Genomic DNA, 15266 nt, shown 5'->3' on the forward strand with positions numbered 1-15266 from the left:
GAGTCCCTCCGCCGGTGACCGCCGTCTCCGCCCCCGAAACCGGCGCGTCGTCGTCCGCCTCGTCGAAGGTCGCGCCGTCACCGTCCGCGGCCGCCGCCAACCCGGGACTGCCCGGGTCGGAGCCCTCGCGCATCTCGATCCGGTCGATCGCCGTCGACGCGCCCTTCACACCCCTCTCCATCGGTTCCTCGGGCCAGCTCGACGCGCCGCCGGCCAACGACGCGAACCTGGTCGGCTGGTTCAAGGACGGGGCGACCCCGGGCGAGCGCGGCACCTCGGTGGTCGCCGGACACGTCGACACCAAGACGGGACCCGCGGTCTTCCTGCTCCTGAGCACCCTCAAGACGGGGAACACGGTCGACATCACCCGCAAGGACGGCGTCGTCGCCACTTTCAAGGTCGACGCCGTCGAGACCTTCAGCAAGGCAGACTTCCCCAGCGACCGTGTCTACTCGGACAACGGCACCGCCCAGTTGCGGCTGATCACCTGCGGCGGTGTGTACGACAAGAAGGCGAAGGACTACAAGGACAACGTGGTCGTCTTCGCCCACTTGGACTCCGCCGGGAAGGCCAAGAAGGGCTGAGCCGCGCCCGGCCCGGGAACGCAGCCGCCCGGGCGCGCACGACGAAGGGCCGCCCGCGTGCGGGCGGCCCTTCGCCTGTGGCCCGGCGCTCACTCCAGGTTGTCGTCGCGGTGCGGCGGTCCCGGGCGGTGCGCCGCGTCCGGTGTGCCGCCCGGGGACTCCGAGGCGGGGACCGGCGGCCGGTCGGCCGCCGCGTGGTCCGTGCCCGGCAGGCCGTGCGTCAGGAAGTGCACGACGACCGCGATGACCGCGCCCACCAGCGGGGCGACCAGGAACAGCCACACCTGGCTCATCGCGTTGTTCTCGGCGAAGACGGCCGGGCCGAGGGCCCGCGCCGGGTTCACCGAGGTGCCCGTGAGCGGAATGCCCAGCAGGTGGATGACGGCGAGGCTCAGGCCGATCGCGATACCGGCCGGTCCCTTGGCGCCCTTGCCGTGCGTCGTGCAGAGCACCACGAAGACGAGCAGGGCGGTGAGGATCGTCTCCGCGAGGAAGGCGCCCCCCGCCGAGATGCGCACGAGGGAGTTGGCTCCGTACCCGTCGCTGCCGAAGGAGCCCCGCCCGGCCACCTGGAAGACCGGGACGCTGTCGGCCAGCCAGGCCAGCAGCCCGGCCCCGGCGAGACCGCCCGCGAGCTGGGCCACCCAGTAGCAGAGGCCCGTGACGGGCGTGATGCGCCGGCCCAGCACCATGCCCAGGGTCACCGCCGGGTTGACGTGGCAGCCGGAGATCGGGCCGATCGCGTAGACGAGGGCCAGCAGGACGAAGCCGAAGGCGAGCGCGATGCCGAGGACCCCCACGAAGGGCTCGGCGAAGACCGCCACCCCGACCGCGAAGAAGACCAGCAGGAGGGTGCCGAAGAACTCGGCGACGAGTGCGCGCGGGTCGACCTCCAGGGCCCGCCGTCTCGTGGCGGACGGGGAGGAGGCGTCCTGTGGAGCCGTCGTGGTTGTGCTCATGAAAACCTCTTCGTGGGTGATCGAGAGCCGGGCGCAGCAGGGCCGGGAACTACTCCTTTCACCCTTTGTGCGCTTATCAGGTTTTTTCCACCGTAAGGGCAGGGCCCTCCGGTGTCGCGCAGGGCCATGGGAGGCCCCGAGTACATGGGGGAGTGCGGTGGTCAGCCGGTGCTGTCGCCGTCTTCCTCCGCGAGGGCCACCTGGTGCAGGGTGCGTCCGGTGCGGGCCGAGCGTGCGTGGCGGGGGTCGGGCGTGCCCGGCCGGTCGTGGACGGCCTCGCGGTCGTTGGCCTTGATCAGCAGCCAGGCCTCCGGCCCCGGGTTGTCCTCCTCGTCGCCCACCCGGAAGCGGGTGAGGGCGAATTCGCCGTGCAGCTTCGTCCCGTCCAGCCAGAACGTCGCGTGCCCGCGCTCCAGGGACTCGTCGAACGGCAGGGGCGAGCCGTCCGGCGCGTGGCCGAGCGGCCGGTAGGTCCCCTGGTCCCAGACGATGACCGTGCCGCTGCCCTGCTCGTCCGCCGGGATGACCCCTTCGAAGGTCCGGTACTCCAGCGGGTGGTCGTCCGTCGGCACGGCCAGCCGTTTGTCGCGTGGATTGTCCGACGGGCCGCGCGGGACGGCCCAGGATCTGAGCACGCCGTCCACCTCCAGCCGGAAGTCGAAGTGCATCCGCCGGGCGTCGTGGATCTGCACCACGAAACGCTGTGCGCCGTCACTGCTCACGTGCTGCTCCTTCCGCCCCGCGGGAAGCGTGGCCGCGACGCCCGCCCCGGCGCCGTCGCGTCCCCGTCCCCCACTGTGCCGCCGCGCCGCCCCGTCCGCCTCCGGTGCCGTCCCGTCCGTACCGCACCCTTGACGGCTTTCGCCGCGCCCCCCTTAAATCAAGTGTTGAAGCATTCGCGCCGGGGCAGGTGTGTCCGTGTTCACTTCTCGGCGCGGGTGTGTCATGAGCATGACCCCACTCGTGCTCCGTCCGCCTCCGGAAGAGAAGTGATGACCGTGCCCACCTCCCCCCACGACGGCAGGCCGGCGGCGAAGCCGCGCCGTGCCACGCTGTACGCGCTGTCCCTGCTGTGCTGTTCGGCCCTCCTGACCGCACTGCCGGCCGGAGCCTCCGCGGCACCCGCCTCCGGCGCCGCCGGCCCCCTTCCCGCCCGTGACGCGGCGGCGTCCGCCGCCGTCGTGTTCGCCGACGAGTTCGACGGACCCGCGGGCTCCGCGGTGGACGGCGGCAAGTGGCAGATCGAGACGGGTGACAACGTCGACAACCACGAGCGGCAGTACTACACGCAGGGCAACGACAACGCCGCCCTCGACGGCCAGGGACACCTCGTCATCACGGCCCGCAAGGAGAACCCCGGCAACTACCAGTGCTGGTACGGAACCTGCGAGTACACCTCGTCACGCCTGAACACCGCCGGCCGGTTCACCCAGACCTACGGGCACGTCGAGGCCCGCATGAAGGTGCCGCGCGGGCAGGGCATGTGGCCCGCCTTCTGGATGCTCGGGGCCGACATAGGTGACGTCGGGTGGCCCAACAGCGGGGAGATCGACGTCATGGAGAACGTCGGTTTCGAGCCGGACACCGTCCACGGCACCCTGCACGGCCCCGGCTACTCGGGATCCGGCGGCATCGGTGCCGGCTACACGCTCCCGGGCGGGGCGGCGTTCGCCGACGACTTCCACACGTTCGCGGTCGACTGGGCCCCCGACTCGGTCACGTGGTCCGTCGACGGCACCGTCTACCAGCAGCGCACCCCGGCCGACCTCAACGGCAGCCCCTGGGTGTTCGACAAGCCGTTCTTCCTGATCCTCAACCTCGCCGTCGGCGGCTACTGGCCCGGCGACCCGGACGGCGGCACCGCCTTCCCCCAGGAGCTCGTCGTGGACTACGTCCGCGTCACCACCGACGGCTGACACCGCCGTCACGGCCCCGGCGTCCGGCCCCCGGGAACGACTTCCGGGCCGGGCACCGGGGTACTTCCGCCGAGGCCGCGCCGACGTAGAGTGACCCGCATGGAGCAGCGCACACTCGGCAGGACCGGCCGTGACGTATCGGTCGTGGGACAGGGCACGTGGCAACTGGGCGGCGACTGGGGCGAGGTGCGGGAGGCCGACGCCTTCGGTGTTCTGGACGCCGCGGTCGAATCAGGCGTCACCTTCTTCGACACCGCGGACGTGTACGGCGACGGCCGCAGCGAACAACTCATCGGCCGCTACCTCAAGGACCGGCCGGACGCGGACGTCTTCGTCGCGACGAAGATGGGCCGGCGTGCCGACCAGATCCCGCAGAACTACGTACTCGACAACTTCCGTACCTGGAACGACCGCTCACGCGCCAACCTCGGCGTCGACACGCTCGACCTGGTCCAGCTGCACTGCCCGCCGACGGCCGTCTACGCGTCCGACGAGGTCTACGACGCGCTGGACACGCTCGTGGCCGAACAGCGCGTCGCCGCCTACGCGGTGAGCGTCGAGACGTGCGCCGAGGCGCTCACCGCCATCGCCCGGCCCGGTGTCGCGAGCGTCCAGATCATCCTCAACCCGTTCCGTCTCAAGCCGCTGGACGAGGTGCTCCCCGCGGCCGTCGAGGCGGGGGTCGGCATCATCGCACGGGTTCCCCTGGCCTCCGGCCTGCTGTCGGGGAAGTACACCGCTGACACCGTCTTCGCGCCCGAGGACCACCGGACCTACAACCGCCACGGCGAGGCGTTCGACCAGGGCGAGACGTTCTCCGGCGTCGACTACGCGACCGGTGTGGCCGCGGCGGCCGAGTTCGCGGGGCTCGCCCCCGAGGGCGCCACCCCCGCGCAGACCGCCTTGCGCTGGGTCGTCCAGCAACCCGGTGTCACCAGCGTCATCCCGGGGGCGCGGTCGGTGGAGCAGGCACGCGCCAACGCCGCGGCCGCCTCACTGCCGGAGCTCCCGCAGAGCACCCTGGACGCGGTGCGCGACCTGTACGACCGGAGCATCCGCGCACAGGTGCACGACCGCTGGTGACCTACTCGTCGTCGTCCTCGTCCTCGTCGTCGTCCTGCTGAGCGTTCTGCCGGGGCTCGTCCCCGGCGGAACCGGCGGCCGGTGCCTCGACCCCCGCGGTGGGGGTGGTTCCCTGCTCGGGGGTGTCGGGGGTGTCCGGCGAGAACAGCACCGTTCCGAGGTACACCGCCGCGATGAAGGCGATCGTCCCGGCGACGGCGCTCGCCACACGCGGGCGGCGCCGGATGGCCTCGCTCGTGCTGAGTCTTCGGGTGGGAGCCGACCTCGCGGCCCGGGGGGCCGGCGCCGCCCGCCGGCCGGTACGTCGACACGCCACCCGTGGCCGGGTTCACCGGGGACGCCGAGGGCGCCGGGGGGGCCGGCCGGGGGGCGGACGGCACCGGCGCCGGCCGGTGCTGGGGCAGCGGCTCGGGGCGGCCCCGCCAGGCGTCCGTGCGGAACCAGTCGGAGACCTGCTGGGCGGTCGGCCGTTCCTCGGGCTTCTTCGCCAGCAGACCCAGGAGGTACGAGTCGAAGGCGGGGGAGATGTCGACCCCGCGCCGGCGCACCGGGACCGGCGGTGTGTCCACGTGCTGGTAGAGCGTCGCCGTCGCCGTGTCCGACCGGAACGGCGGCTGCCCGACGAGCAACTGGTAGATGACACAGCCGAGGGAGTACATGTCCGAGGCCGAGTCGGCCGTGCGCCCCAGCGCCCGCTCCGGGGCCAGGTACAGGCTGGTGCCGACGATGTGGCCGGCCGTGGTCAGCGCCGTCGAGGGGTCGTCGACGAACTGGGCGATGCCGAAGTCACCGATCTTCACCGTGCCTTCGGCGTCCAGCATCAGGTTGCCCGGCTTGATGTCGCGGTGCACGATGCCCTGGCGGTGCGCGGCGGCCAGCCCGGCGGCGGCCTGGCCGGCGATGTGGGCGACCTGCTCGGGGTCGACCATCTCCTGGGACTCCAGCAGGTCGCCCAGGCTCTGGCCCTCGACCAGCTCCATGACCAGGTAGAAGCGGTCCTCCCACGCCCCGAAGTCGAACACCGCGACCAGGTGAGGGTGGCTCAGACGTGCGGCCGTCTGCGCCTCCAGACGGAACCTGGCGGTCGCGGAGGCGTCGGCCTGGTCGCCGAGCAGCAGCTTCACCGCCACGGCCCGTCCCAGTACCTCGTCCGTCGCGCGCCACACCTCACCCATGCCGCCACGGCCGATGGGGGATATCAAACGGTACCGACCAGCTACCAGCACCTGTGCACACCAATCTCGAACTGTGGCCTGCTCTCCGACTGCCGCGGCGGCGACCTCATCGGGCTCAGCGGCTCGGTACGGTGCGTGGGGGTGCGCGACATGATCAGCTTATCGGTCCCGTGGACCTGTGTTCGCCCGGGCGGCCCCATCCGGCTCAGGTCGGCCGGTGCGGGGCCCCGGCCACCCGGCCGAGTGGCCGGTTCCATTCGCCCGTGAGCCGTTCGAGCACCGCGTCCGCCTCGAACTCCCGCTGTCCGCCCGGGAAGAGGAGATCCGCGGAGCGGAACGCGGGGTCGTCCGCGCTCGCCTCGGCGTACGGGACCGCCACACAGCGCATGCCCGCGGCCCTGGCGGCCTCGACGCCCGGCACGGCGTCCTCCAGCACCACGCAGGAGGCCGGTTCGGCTCCCAGCCGCCGGGCCGCCTCCAGGAAGACGTCGGGCGCCGGCTTGCCGTGCGCCACCTCCTCCGCCGACACGTACAGCGGCAGATGTGCGTCCAGCCCGGTCACCGCGAGCGTGGCCGCGATCACCGCCCGGGAGGAGCCCGAGGCCACCGCCATCGCCACCCCGCGCGCGTGCAGCCGCTCCACCAGGACCCGCATCCGGGGGAAGGCCTCGGTCGACCGGCCGGCGAGCTCCAGGTACAGGGCGTTCTTGCCGGCCAGCAGTTCGTCGACCGGCGCCTCGATGCCGTACTCCGCGCGCAGGGCGGTGAGGGTCTCGCGGGTGCCGACCCCGATGAAGCGGGCGTGGTCCTCCCAGCCGAAGTCCTGGACGCCGTACCGGGCGAGGAGGCGGCGCCCCGCCTCGTAGTAGTTCGGTTCGCTGTCGACGAGGGTGCCGTCGAGGTCGAAGAGGACCGAGGGGGCCGGGGTGTGCGCGGAACTCATGGGGCCAGCATGCCAGGGGCCGGCCGGCCGGAACTCTCGGCGGTCCGGCCCACGGCCTCGACCAGCGGCAGGACCCGGTGGGGCACCCGCTCGCGGAGCGCCACCTCGGTACGGGTCCTGACCACGCCCGGGAGCTGGATCAGCCGCTGGATCACGTCTTCCAGATGGCCGTTGTCACGCGCGACGACCCGGGTCAGGAGGTCGCCGCCTCCTGTGGTGGAGAACACCTCGATGATCTGCGGGACGGCCGCGAGGGCTTCCCCGACCTCGTCGAGGTGGCCCTGGGTGACTTCCAGGTGGACGAAGGCCAGCACCGGGTGGCCGAGCGCCGCGGGGGAGAGCGAGGGCCCGGTGCCGGTGATCACACCGTCCCGCTCCAGCCGGTCCAGCCTGGCCTGGAGGGTGCCGCGGGCCACGCCGAGGATGCGCGCGTACTCCCGGACGCTGGTGCGCGGCTGCTCGATGAGCAGCCGCAGGATGCGGGTGTCGAGGACGTCCACCGCCATGTCTCCGACTGCCTCCCGCCGACCGGGACCCACGGCCCGCTTCCGGGACAGCTTACGGCCCGGTGCGCGGGAGGGCGGATCAGACCGCCGGAGGGCCGTGCCGCCGTTCCCGGCGGGTGTGCGGCGACGGCTGCGGCACCTCGCCGGGACCTCCTCGTCGGACCCCGGCCGCCCGGCGCGGGGGCGCGGTGATGGCCGATGGCTGCTCCATGGCACCCGTCCACACCGATGAGCTGGGCCATTGGTACAGCGCCACGCGGCCGAGTTGAACCATTAGCCGCGCGGGTGGTGTGATGGAAATCCAATGGCGCTGCGGATCTCCGCGGCGCCTTTCTCGTGCGAAAAGGCAGGTGGCTGTGGTCAGGACGGCGTTCGTGGCTCCGGATCCGGGGCGGCTGCGGCTGCGCAACGCGACCAGGGCCGTCCTCGGCATCGGGTCGGCGGTCGTCCTGTGCGCTCTGGCGGGCCACACGCTCGCCGCCGCCGTCACGGGCGGGCTCGCGGCCCTGCTCGCCCTGTTCACCGTCACCGACGCCACCGTCCGGGACCAGGCGGTCACGACGGCCGCCCTGCCCGTGGCCGGCTTCCCCGTGCTGGCCCTCGCCGCGGGGCTCCACGACCACCCGGCGGCCCGGGGCGCCGCCCTGCTGGCGGTCGTCGGCCTCGGGGTCTACGCCCGCCGGTGGGGGCCGCGCGGCCACTCCCTCGGCGTGTTCGCGTTCATGACGTTCTTCATCGCCCAGTTCCTCCACACGACGACGGAGCAGCTGCCCGAGCTGTTCGCGGCGATCGCGCTCGCGCTGGCCGCCTCCTCGGCGGTCCGTTTCGGTCTCTGGTGCTTCGAACGGGGCACGGCGCCCGCGCCCGCCGTCCAGCCGCCGACCGGAGGGACGGGCCTGGCGAGGGTGACGACCCGGCAGGCCGTCCAGGCGACCGCCGGCGGCGCGTTCGCGCTCCTGGCGGGCCAGCTGGTCTCCGACCAGCGCTGGTACTGGGCCGTCGGCGCCACCTGGTGGGTCTTCGTCAACACCACCTCCCGCGGCGACACGCTGGTGAGGAGCTTCCGCCGGGTGCTGGGCACCCTGATCGGCCTCGGGGTGGGCGTGGCCGTGGTCGTGCCGCTGGAAGGAGCGGCCGTTCCCACCGCCGCGGTCGTCGCGGTCTGCACGTTCGGCATCTTCTACACGGCCCCGGTCTCGTACACGTGGATGATGCTCTCGGTCACCGTCCTGGCGGGCTCCCTGTACGGGGTGCTCGGAGTGCTGGACACCGGTCTGCTCGTCCTGCGGCTCGTGGAGACGGGCGTCGGGGCGCTCGGGGCGATGCTGGCGGTGCTGGTCGTCCTGCCCGTCACCACCCACGCGACGACCGACGGCTGGATCCAGCGCGCCCTGCGCTGTGTGCACGCCTGCCGACGGCCGACCCGGCCCCCCGGGTCGCGGAGCTGGAGGTGCTGCTGGGGCGCGTACGGCTGTCGCTCGCCCCCCTCGTGCACCCGCTGAGCCCGTCCCGGGCCCGCAGGGCGCGCGCCCGGCAGGTCCTCGCCCTGCTCGACGCGTGCGCCCGTGAGGTACGCGGGCTGGCCGCCGTCGCGGCAGACCCCCAGGCGTCCCACGACGACCGGCTGGCCGCCGCGTGCCGACGGGTCGAGGCCTCCGTCGAGGCGCTCACCGCTCCCCGCCGCGAGGCGCGCCGGGCGGACGTCGCGGCCGCCGCCCCGACAGCCGACGCCCCCGGGCCCGCGCTCGCCCATCTGCACGGCCTGGAACGGGCGCTCGCCGAACTCGCCGCACCTCTGCACAGCCCGCCGCGCGCGCCCCTGATCGGCGCCTGAGGCTCCGCGCCCCTCCCGCCCGATTGGTCTGGACCAAAAAGCGGTGCCTGCTACCGTCGGCAGGGAAGATCGTGACGGACGCGAAGAGGGGCAGCGCGATGGACGGCAACAGCGCCGGACGGGCATACATAGGGTCGTTCACCTCGGCCGGCGGGTACGGCGTCACCGCCGCGGCCGTCGACCGGGACACCGGGGCGCTGACCGTGCTCGGGTCCACGGACGCCGTCCCCGACCCCTCTTTCCTGGCCGTCGGACGGGCCCCCGCCACCGGGGCCCAGGTGCTGTACGCGGTCAGTGAGACCTCCGAGGGGGCCGTCGCGGCCTTCGCCACCGACGGCGACGGAGCCCCCCGGCCGGCGGGACCGGCGCGGCCGGCCGACGGGAGCGGCCCCACCCACCTGGCCCTCGCGGGGGAACACCTCCTCACCGCCAACTACGGCTCCGGCAGCGTCACCGTGCTGGCCGTGGGCGGCGACGGTTCACCCGGACCCGTCCTCGACGTGTTCCGGCACGAGGGCGGCGGCCCGGACCCCGAACGCCAGGAGGCCCCGCACGCCCACCAGGTGCTGCCGGACCCCTCGGGCGCCTGGGTGCTCAGCGTCGACCTGGGAACGGACTCCGTACGCGTCTGCGCGATCGACCCCGCGACCGGTGCGCTGCGGCTGCACACGGAGACCGCGCTGCGGCCGGGCACCGGACCCCGGCATCTGGCCTTTCACCCGTCCGGGCGACACCTCTACGTCCTGAACGAGCTGGAGCCCACGGTCACCGTCTGCCGCTGGGACGCCGCCGCCGGGGCGCTCGACCCGGTCGGTGAGACGCCCGTGCTGCCCGAGGACGCCGGGACGGAGGACGCCCGCAGTTACCCGTCGGAGGTCGTGGTCGCCCGGGACGGGCGGTTCCTGTGGACCGCCAACCGGGGGCACGACAGCATCTCCGTGCTCACCCTCGACGAGAGCGGCGAGAAGCCCGCCCTGGCGGCGGCCGTGGGCTGCGGCGGGCACTGGCCCCGCGACCTCACCCTCGACCCGTCCGGGCAGTGGCTCTACGTCGCCAACGAGCGCTCCGGTGACGTCAGCTGGTTCGCCGTGGACGCCGGGACGGGCGTCCCGGCCCACGCGGGCTCGATCGAGGCCCCGGCCGCTTCCTGCGTGGTCTTCGGCTGACCCGCCCGCGTACGTGCGCCCCCGGCGGGCCCGTACGCGCACGGGCGGCACGGTCCGGCCGAACCGGACCGTGCCGCCCGTCGCGGCGTGGGTCAGAGCGCCGGGGCGCCCTGCGGGGTCGCCGGGGTGATCCCGAGCGCCGTCGCGTAGAGGGAGAGGGCCAGCTTGCCGATGGCGGGGTACGCGCCGAGGGGCTCGGCGGTGGCGCAGCCCACCTCCTTGGCCGCGTCCTCCAGCAGGCTCGCGTCGATCTCCGGCCCCACCAGGTACGGAGCGAGCGCGAGCTGGGCGGAACCGGCGTCCCGCAGTTGCTCGGCGATCGAGGCGACCGAACCGTCCACGTCGAGGGCGGCGGCCATCACGGGCACCGCGAGACGGGCCGCCAGCAACATGCCGGTGATCCCCGCGGCCTGGACGGCCTCCTCGCCGCCCACCGTGGCCAGCACGATGCCGTCGGCCGCCGTGGCCACGGTGAACAGCCTGGCGCGGTCGGCGCGCGCCAGCCCGGCCTCCGAGAGGCGTACGTGCAGGGCCTCGGCGAGCAGCGGGTGCGGACCGAGCACGTCGGTCAGCTCGACCTGCGTACCGCTGTCCATCACGGCCTGCCGTATGCGCCGGACGTGGGCGCTGTCCGGCCCCGCCAGCAGCGGCACCACGACGGCCGAGGGGCCCTCGGGCGCGGCCGCTTCGAGGCCGGCCGCGGTGGCCTGCTCGTAGCGCGCGGTGCGCTCCTGGGCGGCCTGGGTGAGGACGGAGGCGAGCGCGGGGAACTCCGCGTCGTCACCGTCGAGGTAGCCGATCCGCGCGTTGAGGCCGGGCAGCTCGGAACGGGCGATGCTGATCACTTCCTCGGCCAGGCTGCGCGTGGCCGAGGAGGGGACACCGGGAACGGCGAGGACGAGCGCCGCGGCGCCCTCGGGTGCGACCACGGGCTCCGGGCGGCGGTGCCGTCCGGACTGGCGAGGTCGCGGCATTCGTACTGGCAGGCCGGAAGCGGGCCCAGTGGGGGTGCTCATGGCGCCGCATGCTACTGGTTTCGGGTCCCCCTCTGTTCGGGGAGGGGGTGGTCGGGCGTCATCTGTCCGCTTATGTCTGCCGGGTCGCTCACCCGGTGCCAGCCGGGTCCCGTCCGGGCCGGCGTCTGCCCGTACTCCTCAGGCCGGCACGGGCAGGAACAGCAGCGTCGGATGGGGCGGCAGCCGCAACTCCCCACGGGCCAGGGCCCGGCCGATCTCCAGTGAGCCCGCCAGCGGATCGCCCGCGCCCCGCACGACGCGTGCCTGCGGTACCTGCCGGGCCAGTTCGGCGTGCAGCGGCCCGAGAAGCGGGTCGCCCATCTTGAAGAGTCCGCCGGTCAGGGCCACTTCGCAGGGCTCCCCGTCGTGTTCCCGGCTTCCGGCGGGGCCGGTGTGCGGCGGGGGGCAGGCCGCGGCGGCGGCCTCCGCGATGTGTGCGGCGGCCGCCCGCAGGATGCCCGCCGCGACCCCGTCCCCGGCGGCACAGGCCGCCACCTCCGGGGCGAACGAGGCGAGGACGGCGGGACGGTTCGTACGCGGGTAGAGCAGGCCCGGGAGTCCGGCCGCGGGGCCGAAGACCGCCTCCAGCCGCGCCAGCAGGGCCGCCGAACCGCCCCGCCGCCCGTCGTGGGCGCGCATCGCCGCGTCGAGCCCGGCCCGGCCGATCCAGGCGCCTCCGCCGCTGTCGCCCAGCAGGTGGCCCCAGCCGTCCGCCCGGCGCCACGTCGCGAGGTCGGTGCCGAGCGCGATCATGCCCGTGCCGCCCGCGACCACCGCCCCCGGACGCTGTCCGAGCGCGCCCGCGTACGCGGTCACCGCGTCGGCGGCCAGCGCCACCCGGCGCACGCCCAGCGCGTCGGCGAGCGCGGTGGGCAGTTGGGTGCGCAACCCGTCGCCGAGCGTGGCCCGGGCCAGCAACTCCCGTGCCACCGGCAGCACCTGGGCCAGCAGGTGCGCCGGGTCGATGCCGGAGGGGCCCGTCCGTACGGGTTCGGCGCAGGCGGCCGTGAAGACCTGGCCGCCCGGGTCGGCGGAGCCGAGCGCCACCCGCAGACCGGAACCGCCGGAGTCCACGCCGAGGACGAACGCGTCCGGGCCGCCGGCGGTCACGTGCGCGCCTCCACGGCTGCGTGCGGGGCCCGGGGCCCGGACGTACGGCTGCGCGACCTCATGAACCGGCTCCGGAGGAAGGAGGAGTGGGACGACGCAGGCACCCTATCCATGGCCCCGGCCTCGGGGGCACCCTCATGATCGCCGGATGCGTGTGGGCCGGTAGAGTGACGGACTGTGGCAGCACGACCGTTGAGTGAACTCGTCGAGCCCGGCTGGGCCGAGGCGCTGGCCCCCGTCGCCGGGCGGATCGCGGCGATGGGCGACTTCCTGCGCGCGGAGATCGCGGCCGGCCGCACCTACCTGCCGGCCGGACAGAACGTGCTCCGCGCGTTCCAGCAGCCCTTCGACGACGTACGCGTACTGATCGTGGGTCAGGACCCCTACCCCACACCGGGGATGGCCATCGGCCTGAGCTTCGCGGTGGCGCCGGACGTGCGGAGGCTGCCGGGCAGCCTGGAGAACATCTTCCAGGAGCTGAACAGCGACCTCGGCCTTCCCCGTCCCTCCAACGGCGACCTGACGCCGTGGACCCGCCAGGGGGTCCTGCTGCTCAACAGGGCGCTGACCACGGCTCCCCGCAAGCCCGCGGCGCACCGGGGCAAGGGCTGGGAAGAGGTCACGGAGCAGGCCATCCGGGCGCTGGTGGCGCGCGGCAAACCGCTGGTGTCCGTCCTCTGGGGGCGTGACGCACGCAATCTGCGGCCCCTGCTCGGCGACCTGCCGGCCGTCGAGTCCGCCCACCCGTCCCCGATGTCCGCCGACCGCGGCTTCTTCGGTTCCCGTCCCTTCAGCCGCACCAACGACTACCTGACCCGGGCCGGTGTCCAGCCGGTCGACTGGTCCCTGCCGTAGCGCCTGGGCGTGCCCGCCGTGCGGGGACGCGTCGGGGCGTACCTCTCCCCGGCCGGCGCGCCCGCGCGCACGGGTGAGGGCCCGCGGCCGTCTGCGGCGGCGAGCCCTCACTCCGCGGTCCCGGCTCGGTGGAGACGGAGTCCACCGCCGGACCCGGGTCCTACCGGCCGCGCGTGTCCCGGGCGGCGTCCTTACCCGCTTCGCGCAGGCCGCTCCCGGCTTCCTGGCCCGCGCTCCGGGCCCGTTCCCCGGTCGTCCGCGCCGCGTCCTGCGCCGTGCTCTTCACGGAGCCGACGGCTTCGGCGGCCGGTTCGCGCATCTCCTCCTTCACGTCCTGACCGATCTCCTGGGCCGTCTGCCGTACGGGGCCGAGCAGTTCGTCGGAGTGGTCACGGAGCCGCGCCCCGGCCTCCTCCTCGGCCTTCGTCGTCGGAAGAAGTGCGGCGGCCAGCATGCCGGCGCCGAAGGCCATGATCCCCGCGGCGAGTGGGCTGCCCTGCGTCTGCTCGGCGGCCCGGCCCGGTGCGGCGCGGACGGCTGCGCCGGCGTGGTCCACCGCGTGCCTGGCCGTCTCCCGTGTCTGGTCCGCGGCCTCGGTGGCGGACCCCCTGGCGTCCTGGGCGGTCTCCGCTGCCGTGGCCCGGGCGTCACTCGCCACACCCATGACCCGCTCCTTCACTCCGGTGAGCCTGTGCTGGGCGGCGCCGGCTTTGCGGCGTGCCACCCTGCCGGGGGCCACCCGGTCCGCGAGCTGGTCCACGTTACGCGCCAGGTGCGCCCGGGTGTCTTCCACTTCGGCCTTCAACTTGTCGGGTTGCGAGCCCATTTCGCGTCCTCCTTCAGCGTCTCGGCGGTCCGTTCGGGCTTGACCCGCACCGTCTTGAGGCGGTTGCGGCCGGACACGAAGAGCACCGCGCCCACGATCAGCCAGATCCCGGTCACGATGAGCGCGGCCCACGCGAGGCCGACCAGGTGCGCGAAGCCGAACATCGCGGCCAGGCTGCCGAACAGTACGACCAGATGCATCGTGTAACCGGAGCCGGCGAGCATGCCGCCGGCCTTGCCCGCCTTGGCCGCTTCCTGCTTGACCTCGGCCTTCGCCAGCTCGATCTCCTCACGCACCAACTGCGTCAGGTCCTCGCTGATCTCACCGACCAGGTCCCCGATGGACGGGTCCGACGAGGGGGCCGGGTGGGATCCCGCGGAGGGGGTGTCCGACCGGGCGGCCTCGTTCTTCGGGTATGAGATGGCCACGTCTCTGGCTCCCTTACGGCTCTCGCAGGTACGGGTCGGCGCGGGTCACCGGTTCCGGGCCCGGGCCGCCGGAGGGCGGCAGACTGCCGCCGTCGCCCGTGGAGGGGCCGTAGGGATCCCGGCCGCCGGACGCCGAGCGGTTCCCGGTGGCGCCGTCCGCGGACTTGATCCCCTTGCCGATGCGGGCGGTGGCGAAGCCCAGGAGCGCGGCTCCCGCCAGGAACGCCCCGGGGCGCCTCCGGGCGAAGTCCTGCAGATCACCGACGAGCCCTTCGGGCCCTCGGCTCTGGATGCGGGAAGCCGCCTGGTGACCGCCGTCGGCGACCTGCCGTACCGCACGCGCGGCCGAAGAGCCGCTCCGGTCACCGTCGCTCATGTCCTGCAGTTCGTCGGCCAGCCGCCGGACGTTCTCCGCCAGGCGGTCGGTCTGCGCCCGGGCCTGTTCCTGCAGGTTCTCCCGCAACTCGCCCGCGACGTCACGGGCACGGGCCGTCGCCTCACCCGCGACGTCGGACATCTGGTCCCTCGCGGTGCCCGCGACCGCGCCCGCCTTCTCGCCCACCAGGCCGGCTCCTTCACCGGCCTTCTCGCGTACAGCGGGTGGTACGGCCTCGGATGCCTTGCTGCTCAAGCGGTTCGAACCGTCGAAGTCACTCAATGTTCCTCCTCGGTCGGTCCTGCCGGTCTCCGGCTGGATGGTCAGGGGGGCCGAACGGCGGACCGCGCCCTTCCCATCATGACAACTCTCACAACATGCGCAAAAGGGGCGTCCAGGTCTGGTGGTGAGGGCACTTCGCTCCGCGTACCCGCTTCCCCGCCGCAGCGGGGACCGTCCGTCGAGTGGACACCCCGGGCCATCCGTGGC

Annotated in this window: 15 protein-coding genes and 2 pseudogenes; 6 read left to right on the plus strand and 11 right to left on the minus strand. The window is 73.9% G+C overall.

Features of this window, described 5'->3' with window-relative positions; all coding sequences use genetic code 11:
* A partial coding sequence (locus IH13_RS0119045; RefSeq protein WP_031086022.1) for a class F sortase occupies positions 1-584 on the plus strand: 584 nt, incomplete at its 5' end.
* An 89-nt stretch (positions 585-673) separates the two neighbouring features.
* On the opposite strand, the gene IH13_RS0119050 is transcribed toward IH13_RS0119045, so the two are convergent.
* The gene (locus IH13_RS0119050; protein WP_031086024.1) at positions 674-1543 is read right to left on the minus strand and encodes an aquaporin; all 870 of its coding nucleotides are present in this window, start codon (positions 1541-1543) and stop codon (positions 674-676) included.
* Between the two features lie 161 nt (positions 1544-1704).
* Positions 1705-2265, minus strand: a complete 561-nt coding sequence (locus IH13_RS0119055; RefSeq protein ID WP_031086025.1) for a DNA polymerase ligase N-terminal domain-containing protein — start codon at positions 2263-2265, stop codon at positions 1705-1707.
* Positions 2266-2535: 270 nt separating this feature from the next.
* Between IH13_RS0119055 and IH13_RS0119060 the strand changes: the two genes are divergently transcribed.
* Together IH13_RS0119060 and IH13_RS0119065 are read left to right on the plus strand one after the other, a co-directional pair.
* The gene (locus tag IH13_RS0119060; protein ID WP_031086026.1) at positions 2536-3459 is read left to right on the plus strand and encodes a glycoside hydrolase family 16 protein; all 924 of its coding nucleotides are present in this window, start codon (positions 2536-2538) and stop codon (positions 3457-3459) included.
* A 99-nt stretch (positions 3460-3558) separates the two neighbouring features.
* Positions 3559-4542, plus strand: coding sequence for an aldo/keto reductase (locus IH13_RS0119065; RefSeq protein WP_031086027.1), 984 nt, complete (start codon positions 3559-3561; stop codon positions 4540-4542).
* A 1-nt stretch (position 4543) separates the two neighbouring features.
* Here the strand turns inward: IH13_RS0119065 and IH13_RS44735 are convergent, their stop codons facing one another.
* The 4 genes and pseudogenes from IH13_RS44735 to IH13_RS0119080 form a co-directional block, all read right to left on the minus strand.
* Positions 4544-4750 (minus strand): hypothetical protein, encoded by a 207-nt coding sequence (locus IH13_RS44735; RefSeq protein ID WP_234433333.1) that lies wholly within the window; start codon positions 4748-4750, stop codon positions 4544-4546.
* 298 nt (positions 4751-5048) lie between these two features.
* A pseudogene (locus IH13_RS44740) lies at positions 5049-5717 on the minus strand (serine/threonine-protein kinase); the annotation flags it as partial.
* Positions 5718-5922: 205 nt separating this feature from the next.
* Entirely contained in the window at positions 5923-6660 is a 738-nt protein-coding gene (locus IH13_RS0119075; RefSeq protein WP_031086028.1) for an HAD family hydrolase, read from the minus strand.
* The gene (locus tag IH13_RS0119080; protein ID WP_031086029.1) at positions 6657-7166 is read right to left on the minus strand and encodes an Lrp/AsnC family transcriptional regulator; all 510 of its coding nucleotides are present in this window, start codon (positions 7164-7166) and stop codon (positions 6657-6659) included. The genes IH13_RS0119075 and IH13_RS0119080 overlap by 4 nt, the downstream gene beginning before the upstream one ends.
* A 356-nt stretch (positions 7167-7522) precedes the next feature.
* Between IH13_RS0119080 and IH13_RS37860 the strand changes: the two are divergent.
* Positions 7523-9000: pseudogene (locus IH13_RS37860) on the plus strand (FUSC family protein).
* 98 nt (positions 9001-9098) lie between these two features.
* Positions 9099-10166, plus strand: a complete 1068-nt coding sequence (locus IH13_RS0119090; RefSeq protein ID WP_031086032.1) for a lactonase family protein — start codon at positions 9099-9101, stop codon at positions 10164-10166.
* Positions 10167-10258: 92 nt separating this feature from the next.
* Here the strand turns inward: IH13_RS0119090 and IH13_RS0119095 are convergent, their stop codons facing one another.
* Positions 10259-11182, minus strand: a complete 924-nt coding sequence (locus IH13_RS0119095) for a sirohydrochlorin chelatase (protein ID WP_082317644.1) — start codon at positions 11180-11182, stop codon at positions 10259-10261.
* 138 nt (positions 11183-11320) lie between these two features.
* Positions 11321-12292 (minus strand): N-acetylglucosamine kinase, encoded by a 972-nt coding sequence (locus IH13_RS0119100; RefSeq protein WP_031086035.1) that lies wholly within the window; start codon positions 12290-12292, stop codon positions 11321-11323.
* Positions 12293-12469: 177 nt separating this feature from the next.
* On the opposite strand from IH13_RS0119100, the gene IH13_RS0119105 reads away from it, so the two are divergent.
* Positions 12470-13147: a uracil-DNA glycosylase gene (locus tag IH13_RS0119105; protein ID WP_031086036.1), complete on the plus strand. Its 678-nt coding sequence runs from the start codon at positions 12470-12472 to the stop codon at positions 13145-13147.
* A gap of 160 nt (positions 13148-13307) precedes the next feature.
* Here IH13_RS0119105 and IH13_RS0119110 read toward each other — a convergent pair whose 3' ends face one another.
* From IH13_RS0119110 to IH13_RS0119120, 3 genes are read right to left on the minus strand one after another with little or no spacing between them, the layout of a single operon-like run.
* Positions 13308-13973, minus strand: a complete 666-nt coding sequence (locus IH13_RS0119110) for a DUF3618 domain-containing protein (RefSeq protein ID WP_031086037.1) — start codon at positions 13971-13973, stop codon at positions 13308-13310.
* Entirely contained in the window at positions 13949-14401 is a 453-nt protein-coding gene (locus tag IH13_RS0119115) for a phage holin family protein (protein ID WP_031086038.1), read from the minus strand. The genes IH13_RS0119110 and IH13_RS0119115 overlap by 25 nt, the downstream gene beginning before the upstream one ends.
* A gap of 13 nt (positions 14402-14414) precedes the next feature.
* Positions 14415-15059, minus strand: coding sequence for a hypothetical protein (locus IH13_RS0119120; protein ID WP_031086039.1), 645 nt, complete (start codon positions 15057-15059; stop codon positions 14415-14417).
* Positions 15060-15266 lie beyond the last annotated feature (207 nt).

Source organism: Streptomyces sp. NRRL WC-3549, assembly GCF_000721935.1.
Classification (GTDB): domain Bacteria; phylum Actinomycetota; class Actinomycetes; order Streptomycetales; family Streptomycetaceae; genus Streptomyces.

Bases quoted from the DNA above. Each gene is read 5' to 3' on its own strand.
- IH13_RS0119090 (WP_031086032.1), top strand. From the start codon at position 9,099: ATGGACGGCAACAGCGCCGGACGGGCATACATAGGGTCGTTCACCTCG.
- IH13_RS0119060 (WP_031086026.1), top strand. From the start codon at position 2,536: ATGACCGTGCCCACCTCCCCCCACGACGGCAGGCCGGCGGCGAAGCCG.
- IH13_RS0119110 (WP_031086037.1), bottom strand. From the start codon at position 13,973: ATGGGCTCGCAACCCGACAAGTTGAAGGCCGAAGTGGAAGACACCCGG.
- IH13_RS0119075 (WP_031086028.1), bottom strand. From the start codon at position 6,660: ATGAGTTCCGCGCACACCCCGGCCCCCTCGGTCCTCTTCGACCTCGAC.
- IH13_RS0119095 (WP_082317644.1), bottom strand. From the start codon at position 11,182: ATGAGCACCCCCACTGGGCCCGCTTCCGGCCTGCCAGTACGAATGCCG.
- IH13_RS0119050 (WP_031086024.1), bottom strand. From the start codon at position 1,543: ATGAGCACAACCACGACGGCTCCACAGGACGCCTCCTCCCCGTCCGCC.
- IH13_RS0119065 (WP_031086027.1), top strand. From the start codon at position 3,559: ATGGAGCAGCGCACACTCGGCAGGACCGGCCGTGACGTATCGGTCGTG.
- IH13_RS0119080 (WP_031086029.1), bottom strand. From the start codon at position 7,166: ATGGCGGTGGACGTCCTCGACACCCGCATCCTGCGGCTGCTCATCGAG.